Origin of the sequence: Prevotella sp. DNF00663, from assembly GCF_001553265.1 — a bacterium.
Taxonomy (GTDB): domain Bacteria; phylum Bacteroidota; class Bacteroidia; order Bacteroidales; family Bacteroidaceae; genus Prevotella.
Genome location: NZ_KQ960605.1, coordinates 1 through 8,043, shown reverse-complemented (window position 1 = coordinate 8,043; position 8,043 = coordinate 1). Strand labels below are relative to the sequence as shown.

Below are 8,043 nucleotides of genomic sequence, written 5' to 3'. Positions count from 1 at the left end.
TGAATATCTGTTTTTTTTGCAGCCGTTGTTTTATAGTTTTTTTATGCTTTGTTTTCTTGTTGCAGTCTTACCATTTGTGCAAAAGTCCCATTGTGTGCCATTAGTTCTTCGGGTGTACCCTGCTCGCTGACTGTTCCGCCGTCAAGCACCACGATGTGGTCGGCACCTAATACGATGCGCATACGGTGGGCGATGATGATATATGAAATGTAAACTCAATGAGGGTATCTTCTATATATCTTCCAGCCACTCCAAAGACACCATAAGCAAGCCACGCCCATGAGGAAGATGTAAAAAAGAGAAGCCATGCCCAAAAAGGTAAAGATTCGCCCTGTGTGCACTTCTATGCAAACGTTGCGTAATGACATGGGTAGCATTGTCATGCTGTCAGGCATGCGAAGAGATGAAGTACCCTTCTTGTACTCCACCGCCATGTCCTTATCGTCCAAGTCTGATGAAAATCCTGCAATGGCATGACTTCCAAAAGGATTCCCACTCACAGACTGCACCTTTTGATGCGTGAAATAGTCGGTAACGGACTGATGCACTCTATCCCATACATACATGCCGCTGAACGAACCTACCAGCCATGTGTTCTGATGAGTGTGTTGCTCGACATTGATGCCCATAACGCTCACAGGAGGTTGCACTTTTTCTTTCTCTGGTGTGGCGGTCAAATTCCGAAGAGAATAGAAACCGTCCGACGTACACAACAGCCAGTCGGCTTTATCCTTATCATACCGCAGCGAGCGCAGACAACCATTCCATGGGTTGTCGCTGTCCATGGAAGAAAAAGGTATGGGCGGTATTTTGCCAGAGGCTATGGCTATGAGCGCAGGCGGACGTAGCATCCAGCCTGTAATGGTCAGCAGCAACAGAAAGAACATCGCACCTCGTCCCAACTTGTCGTGCCATGTTATCAGCCTTCGCTTCGTACGTGTTCCCAACAATGAACGGGAACGAGGCGCAAAGGAATAATATAAGCCTGATAGGGAGAGAAACAAGAGGATTAGTCCCACGGCATCGACAAAGAGCTTGCCAGCCATACCAAACAGTCCGCCTCCATGGAGAAGCCATATCGTTCGGAAGAGCGAAACCTTCCCTTTGTCATTGTCTGTTTTCTTCAAGGTGATTTTTTGGAAGTCGTGGTAAGGAAAGTGAGACTGATAAACGTAAGACCGACCCGTGATGATGAGCGAGTCGCCCTTCTGTGTAATATCACTCAACTTTTCGTGCTTACCCTGAAGGATATCAACTTGTTCCCATACGCCATGGTTGTTCAATTGATACAAATGACGTTGACTCATGGCGTATAAACAGCCATTGGGCATGACCGTCATTCCACGAATGTTTCTCAGGTCGGCACCCTTGGGCAACCCGCGGTTAAAGTCGGTTATCGTGTCCACATCCTTCTCTTTCGCCCAAATGCCAGCGTTGCCGTATATCAACACCTTGTTTCTCCATTTCTGCGTACCACGAAACAATCCTTGGTTCCACTGGCTATATCGATATTCTGAGGGTAACAGTGTCCTGCTGATATCGATGCCTTGAAACAACTTGGCATGATTGAGTACTATTCCCGATAGACAAAAGAGTATGACGAACGGAGCTAAGATAATTCCTAACCATTTATGGTGTCGTTTCCACGTTGTTTTCTTCATCCCAATTCCTTTCATCATTGCTCTGCTCTCTTTCGTTGTTTGCCTTTGAACCAAAGATAAACACCCAACAAAATAAAAGCCATGAGGATGACAAGCATTTGCCATGCGTATTTCTCAGGCTCTACCCAAAACTCCTTAAAGAAGTTGATGCGCCCAAGTATCTCAACAGGAGTCCAAAACACGATGACCGTAGCGATTGCCATGCGGATGTTTGCACCCCATGAGGCAAGACGCAGTTGGCGATGCAGCATAAAGAACGAGCCTATGAGGCATCCCACTCCTACGAGGAACGTAACGGGATGGTGGTCGCCGAGGAAGCGTTTGTCATAACAGAACATCAGCAGCAGGTACAGTCCCCACAGCATCATGTTGAGTTCCATGAACGTCACGATACTTGTATGGCGTGTCATGGGCTGGGCAGCGATGACCTTGCGGCGGCTGCGGAACACCACCTTCTGTATCCACGTGATGAAGTCGCAGCCGTTCTTGGTGCTGAAGATGTACATCGTCATCACCATCATCCACAAGCCAAACGAGGCAGGCATGATAAGGTATTCGGGCTTGGTCACCACCACGCCGTTCTCTATCTCTGGTTGTACGCCATAACGTCGTGCATAATAGAGGAAAAGAAACTCCACCCAGCCCGTCCAGAAGAGCAGACCGCCAAAAAGTCCCCAAAGAGTTTGACGGGTGTCGCCTTTCACGAACACACCGATAATAACAAGGATTAATCCTACAAAGCCCATCGCAAAACCAGCAACGTGCATGGCTCCTTCGTTCATGAACTTCTCCATCAATATCATCAGCGCATGACCCAAGGGCATGGCGAAAAGCACCAATAAAAATGAGGCGATGGTACGCCAGATATATAGATTGTTGTTTGTTCTCATTTTTTTCTTATTTCAGTTCATCACAATAATAACTTGTTTGTCCGCCCGTATCACCTATTTCAACATCGGCTTTGTACCAACTGATAATCTGTAGTTTGAAATATCGCTGTCCATCGGCAGTGCGCACCACGTAGGTGTGAAACGAGGGAGCATAGACAGGCGGTGGACCTGTGAAGGTCATTGCTTTTGCCAATGTGGGGTTAGCATCTGTCTGTGTCGATGCGGGACCGCGATTGGGGTCGAACCATGGATTTTGCTTAAAGTCAAGCTTGTTGGCGATGAGATACTTGTTCCAATCATTTTGCGACATTGTGATACTCACTGAATGGTCGTCCACCGCCCATTGTAAATTGGTTGGTAGTTGTTTTACCGTTCTCCATGTATCATAGCTGCCGTAGCCTAAGTCGGCGGCTCCGCCTTTTCCATTGCCCGATGTTCCGCTATTCGTTCGCATACGGTAGCCGCAAAAGGCAATGTCCCAGTCGGTACGCTCCCGCTGTTCGCCCTCTTTAATGTCGCCATTGGGCTTGTCAAGGTTGAATATTTTTCCTGTGCGCAAATTGATGTACAGCCAATCGTTGGTAACGCCAGTGGTGTATCCCGTAACTCTTGGCAGCGTTTTGCCCGTAAACTCCTCCGCATCGTAACTCACGCACGAGGACAATGCTGTCGTTAAAGCGAAAAGTATGAATATGTATTTTCTCATTTTTTTCTTTTTAATGATTTTACGATGTCATCAACAAGAAACTCCACTTGCACATATCCCTTTGCACCGCTGGTGGCAGGAACATTGAACATAGTGATGCCCGATCCCAAGGTGTGGGGCACATAGTTGAAGATGTTATCTACTCCGAGCGTAACTTTCACTTTGTTGTAGAATGTCTGCACCACTGCCAGATTACAAATCGCATAGGTAGGCAATGTGCAACGGAAATAGGCATCGTAACTCTTGCGGTCTTCTTCCACCCACACACGATCTTGCACATCAAAGTTTTTCTCGCCCATGAGCGATGCACTGAAGATGGTTTTCAAGCGGTAGTTAGGCTTGTTATATACATAGTCGATGCTTGCCGTGGCAGCGTGTGGCGATGTGGTGTTCACCTGTATGCCGTTTTGCTTGCTTACGTTTACATAGCTGTATGTTCCATTCAGGGTAAACCGGTCGAGGAAGTGCCATTTCAGGATAGCCTCAATGCCCAGCATACGCTGACTGCTGAGGTTGGTGTATTCAAAGTTATACTGCATATCATAGATGTGCCATACTCCCTCAATCTTCTTTCTGAAAAAGTTTCCATAGGTGTTTACGTTGATGAAGAATCCGTTATGACTATACTCGGCACCCAGCGAAAAGTAATGATTCTTCTCGGGCTTCAAGTCTTCGCTACCCCTGATTTGAAACATCCCTAAATGGTCCCAATTGAAAAAAAGCTCCTTGATGCTCGGTGCCCGGTAACCCATGGAGTAGTTGGCACGTATCGCCCAGTGGTCATCGGGAGAGTATTTTACCGCAATTTTGGGCATCCACATAAATCCGAAAGCTTTTGAAAAGTTGGTTCGCACACCTGTGGAGAGCATCCAATGGGCATTTGCCGTCCATTCGTCTTGTACGAAGTACTCCGTCTCGTGCAGGGCGCGCGTGGTCATTTTCCGATTCACGAATCGGTCGCTGGTAAGCTCGTCCGAGGTATGCTCCACGCCCAGTATCATACTGTGTCCGCTGAAATAGTTACTGGTCAGCGTGAGGCGTGGCTCGAATATCTTGCTCTTATAAACCTTTTTGCGTTCATCGATACGCTCGTGCCGTTTGAAGCGGTCGTAGAAATCATTGTGAATGCTCAGGTTTACGCTAAACCAGTCTTTTACATTGTATTTCGCCTTAACGCCTGCCATGAAGTCGCGACTCTGCGAGAAGGTCATGTCTTGTATCAAGTCGTATGAGTTCATGAAGAACATCGAACCATACACCTGTACCGACAGGTTTCTGTTGGGCTCGTAATAGAACTTCTGCGCTGCTGAGATATGCTCCGTTCCCTCAATGCCCATTGGCGAACGTGCCGCCACACTGGTGAGCGTGATGTCATGAGGCAGAAAGGGGTTTGCCTCCTTTGTGTAAGTCTTGCTGTCGTTCTCCGCCTGATACATATAAAAGGCATCGCTCTCGCTATACCATACGTCGGTTTGTGAGGTGAAAGCCTTGTGCTTCACTCCAGCAGAGAGCCACGCCTGCAAGTTAGGACGGTCGCTGTTCTTCTCAAACATATATAGAAAATCTTTTGGAGACGGTGTCTTGTAGTTGCGCTCGTTCATCTGTGCCCAGCGCATACCTGCCTGAATATCCAATGGTTTGGTCGCTTTTTTAGAAATAAGATTGATGACCGCACCCGAAGCACGACTACCATACAGAGTACTGCTGGCACCCTTTACAATCTCCACACGGTCGATGGCGTGCAGGTTAAAGCGTTCGTAGTCGAGGTTGCCTGCCATATCGCCCGTCATTCGTTCACCGTCTTGCAGAAAGAGAACGTGGCGCGCATCCAGTCCCTGCATTGAGATTTCGTTGCCGAAACCCACTTTCTGAATGTTGAGTCCTGGTGTCTCTTGTTGCAGGGCATGTTGTAGGTCGCTGTACCCTGCATCAACGAGTGCCTTTCCGCCCAATACCTGTGTGGTGACGGGCGACAGTTTCACGGGGCGCTCTGTTCGTGAACCTGTTACAACGACATCGTTCAGGTGCAGCACGTCTTCGCGCATAACAATCTTTATGTTGTTTTCCTGTGACGGCACACTTCCTTTTACGGGGACGAAGCCCGTTGCATGGACATTATAGTATAGTTCCTTTCCCTTTTCTATACTTAATATCACCTTGCCATCAATGTCGGTAATGGTATTCTTAACATCCAACATCTCTTTGCTCGTGGCATATTGCACAGTAGCCCCTACCAAAGGTTGCTGCGTATCTTTTTCAAGTATGGTTATCCTTACCCTGCGCTGTGCCTGTGCGCTTATCGCCAAAAGCAGGCAAAGGAGTAAGAATAAGAATCCTTTCTTCTGCATCGTTTCTTTTTATTTTTGAAAAAGGAAGTGAAAGCACTCACAGCCCCTCACTTCCTTTATTGCCATATTTGTAACGTATTACAATCCGTGTTACTTCTTATAGGCTGCCAATTCCTTCTCGTATTGGGCAAACTCGGCTTCGTAATTGTTGATACGGTTCTTGTCGATAGTCTGCAAGAAACACTCGGAACGCACGTTCATCATGTTATAGTCTACAATGAATTCTATTTCATGAGTTTTCACATTCAGATAGCCTTCTACACCTGCGCCACTTCCTTGCTGTACTCCAGAATCATCTTTAGGATTTCCCGTAACGCTACCGTCCTTACCCTTAAACTTTATCCAGCCATCCCCTTTATATGTGTCTTTTTCCCAAGAGTTGAGTTGCATAAACTTACATTTGCATGAGAAATACACAATCAATGGCATCTTGCCTACGGTAAAGCCATCGAGCCTCAGACGAAGACTGTCCTTCTCCCAACTGAAATTAAATTTAGTAGGACATCCTTGGGGCAGGAGGGTCTTATCGACCGTGTTCATTGTCGCTTTTGTGGAAAGGACAATATCTCCTGACAAAATATCTTTTGCCTCTTTTAGGTATTCCAGAGCGGGGGCTTTTTGTTCCAAATTGTCATCACTGTTACAGGAAGATAAACCCAATGAGAACACTGCCAAGAGGCAAAGGATACACTTTACTGTTATGAAATGTTTCATCTTTTTTATGTCTTGTTAATTTAGTGATGACCATTGAACTCCATCTATGAATAACCCACCACTGGACAAGACCTTGAGATACTTCTTGATAAAGTCTTTTGTTTCCTGTCTGTCAAACACGTCTTGCGTACACGCAAAAGAGGTTTTTTTCTCGTAGGTATGAAATTCCGTCAATTCTGGATAGGTAACACGACAATTCGCAGATAAACCGCCAAGTTCCAAATCAGATATCATCTTAAATTTGGACAAATCTACCTGCTCTAGACTCTTCATATTCGAAAATGTTATTATATAAGATCGCAACCCGCTTTTTTCTGGTAAAGCTATCTTTTTCAAATCTGGGCAGTCTACAAAAACAAGTGAGGAACCATCGGGACCATTCTGTTCCAGCTCAATCGCTCTCTGACCAAACAGGGTACTATGACTTAAATCTATTTCGCTAATACCGCTAACCTTTACCCATTGGAAACCTGTCATGTTTGTAGCATCCTCAAAATTGATGCCTTCAGAGGCATCCACGTCTGTCAATGACAAGGTCCTGAGACCGCTACAGGGTCTCAGATACGGGAGTTTCGCTTTGTTTGTCAGGTTTACAGTAAGAAGTTTGCCATCCCAATAAGGATTGTTCACAATATATTGTACCCCTTCCAGTGTTTCAGCAGTGGCAACTCCATTCCACTTATTAAATACACACTTATTCGACCTATCTTTATTGCTTAACCGCTTGCTGATGTCAATATGAATACCGTCTTCATCAAAGATGCTGGAAAAGTATTTTTTGAAATTAGCCCTTATATTCTCATCAGGTATCTCGCGAATGGTATTGTATTTCTGCAAGTCGCCTTTTGCTGTTTCCATCTTCACGTCTATACTGCCAGACTCAATCTCAGCCTTCTTCTCTCGATAGAAACGCACAAGGTCTTTGATATTAAACTTTGCCGTCTGTGGCAAGTACAATTTCGTGATTTTGTGCAGCTGTGTTACGGTTTCATCACCATTCTCTTCCGTTTTTACATTCACCAGTCCTTCAAAGTCATAAATGTCGTTGCCTGTCAAATCTACACCAGTAATTTGTGCTGGCAGCTGGGCGAAGTCGAAAACAGGTCCATACCCGTTATTGGAGAGTTTTACGTCTTTCAGGTTGGGCAGAATGTCAAGTCCGCTGAGATCTTTGAGTTTGGTTCCGCTTAAATCCAATGCGGTGGTTTTCTCCGCCAAGTCGTTGAGTTCCAACTTGCCGTCTTTGTCAAACTGATAGCCTTTCTGCTTCAGTATGTTCATCAACTCCGTGTTCTTTAGGGCGTTCGCGCTGTACTTAACTACATCGTCGTCACTGCTACATGAGGCAAGTCCCATCACAAGGAATACCAACACTGGTAATGTTAAATTCTTTACTATTTTCATTTTCGATAATAAATTAATTGTTTTGAGTTGCAAAGGTAGGCGTCTTGTTTGGATTTCACAATACCTATTTTTTATGATTTTATTTTTGTTTTTGCAATCCTTATTTATTAGGATTTTGCTGTTTGTGAGAATTTTTATCTGTTTTACTTTTGGTAAGGCTCAAACGGTATCGCAGCGATACGAGGGCATAACTATGTATCTGCGGTCGGAAACTCTCGTGATAACCATATTCTGTAACAATAGGGTAAGGTCTGTCTAATTTGATAATCGAACTTGTCATCATATTATATATTATGAGACCTCTGCAAAACCTTCATTTA

General features: G+C 45.4%; 8 protein-coding genes. All 8 read right to left on the bottom strand.

What is annotated here, in order from left to right; genetic code table 11:
- Nucleotides 1-41 precede the first annotated feature (41 nt).
- On the bottom strand, nucleotides 42-182 hold the full coding sequence (locus tag HMPREF3034_RS12505) for an ABC transporter ATP-binding protein/permease (RefSeq protein WP_156431031.1): 141 nt from the start codon (nucleotides 180-182) through the stop codon (nucleotides 42-44).
- Nucleotides 183-215: 33 nt separating this feature from the next.
- On the bottom strand, nucleotides 216-1,661 hold the full coding sequence (locus tag HMPREF3034_RS03820) for a PepSY domain-containing protein (RefSeq protein ID WP_062433382.1): 1,446 nt from the start codon (nucleotides 1,659-1,661) through the stop codon (nucleotides 216-218).
- A gap of 14 nt (nucleotides 1,662-1,675) precedes the next feature.
- Nucleotides 1,676-2,551: a hypothetical protein gene (locus tag HMPREF3034_RS03815; protein ID WP_062433355.1), complete on the bottom strand. Its 876-nt coding sequence runs from the start codon at nucleotides 2,549-2,551 to the stop codon at nucleotides 1,676-1,678.
- Nucleotides 2,552-2,558: 7 nt separating this feature from the next.
- A complete protein-coding gene (locus HMPREF3034_RS03810) occupies nucleotides 2,559-3,257 on the bottom strand; it encodes an HmuY family protein (RefSeq protein ID WP_062433352.1) in 699 nt (232 codons plus the stop codon).
- A complete protein-coding gene (locus tag HMPREF3034_RS03805; RefSeq protein WP_062433349.1) occupies nucleotides 3,254-5,605 on the bottom strand; it encodes a TonB-dependent receptor in 2,352 nt (783 codons plus the stop codon). The genes HMPREF3034_RS03810 and HMPREF3034_RS03805 overlap by 4 nt, the downstream gene beginning before the upstream one ends.
- A gap of 90 nt (nucleotides 5,606-5,695) precedes the next feature.
- The gene (locus tag HMPREF3034_RS03800) at nucleotides 5,696-6,319 is read right to left on the bottom strand and encodes a DUF4903 domain-containing protein (protein WP_036899921.1); all 624 of its coding nucleotides are present in this window, start codon (nucleotides 6,317-6,319) and stop codon (nucleotides 5,696-5,698) included.
- 15 nt (nucleotides 6,320-6,334) lie between these two features.
- Entirely contained in the window at nucleotides 6,335-7,723 is a 1,389-nt protein-coding gene (locus HMPREF3034_RS03795; protein ID WP_036899923.1) for a leucine-rich repeat domain-containing protein, read from the bottom strand.
- A gap of 100 nt (nucleotides 7,724-7,823) precedes the next feature.
- Complete coding sequence (locus tag HMPREF3034_RS12225; RefSeq protein ID WP_156431030.1) at nucleotides 7,824-8,006, bottom strand: hypothetical protein; 183 nt, start codon at nucleotides 8,004-8,006, stop codon at nucleotides 7,824-7,826.
- Between the last annotated feature and the right edge of the window lie 37 nt (nucleotides 8,007-8,043).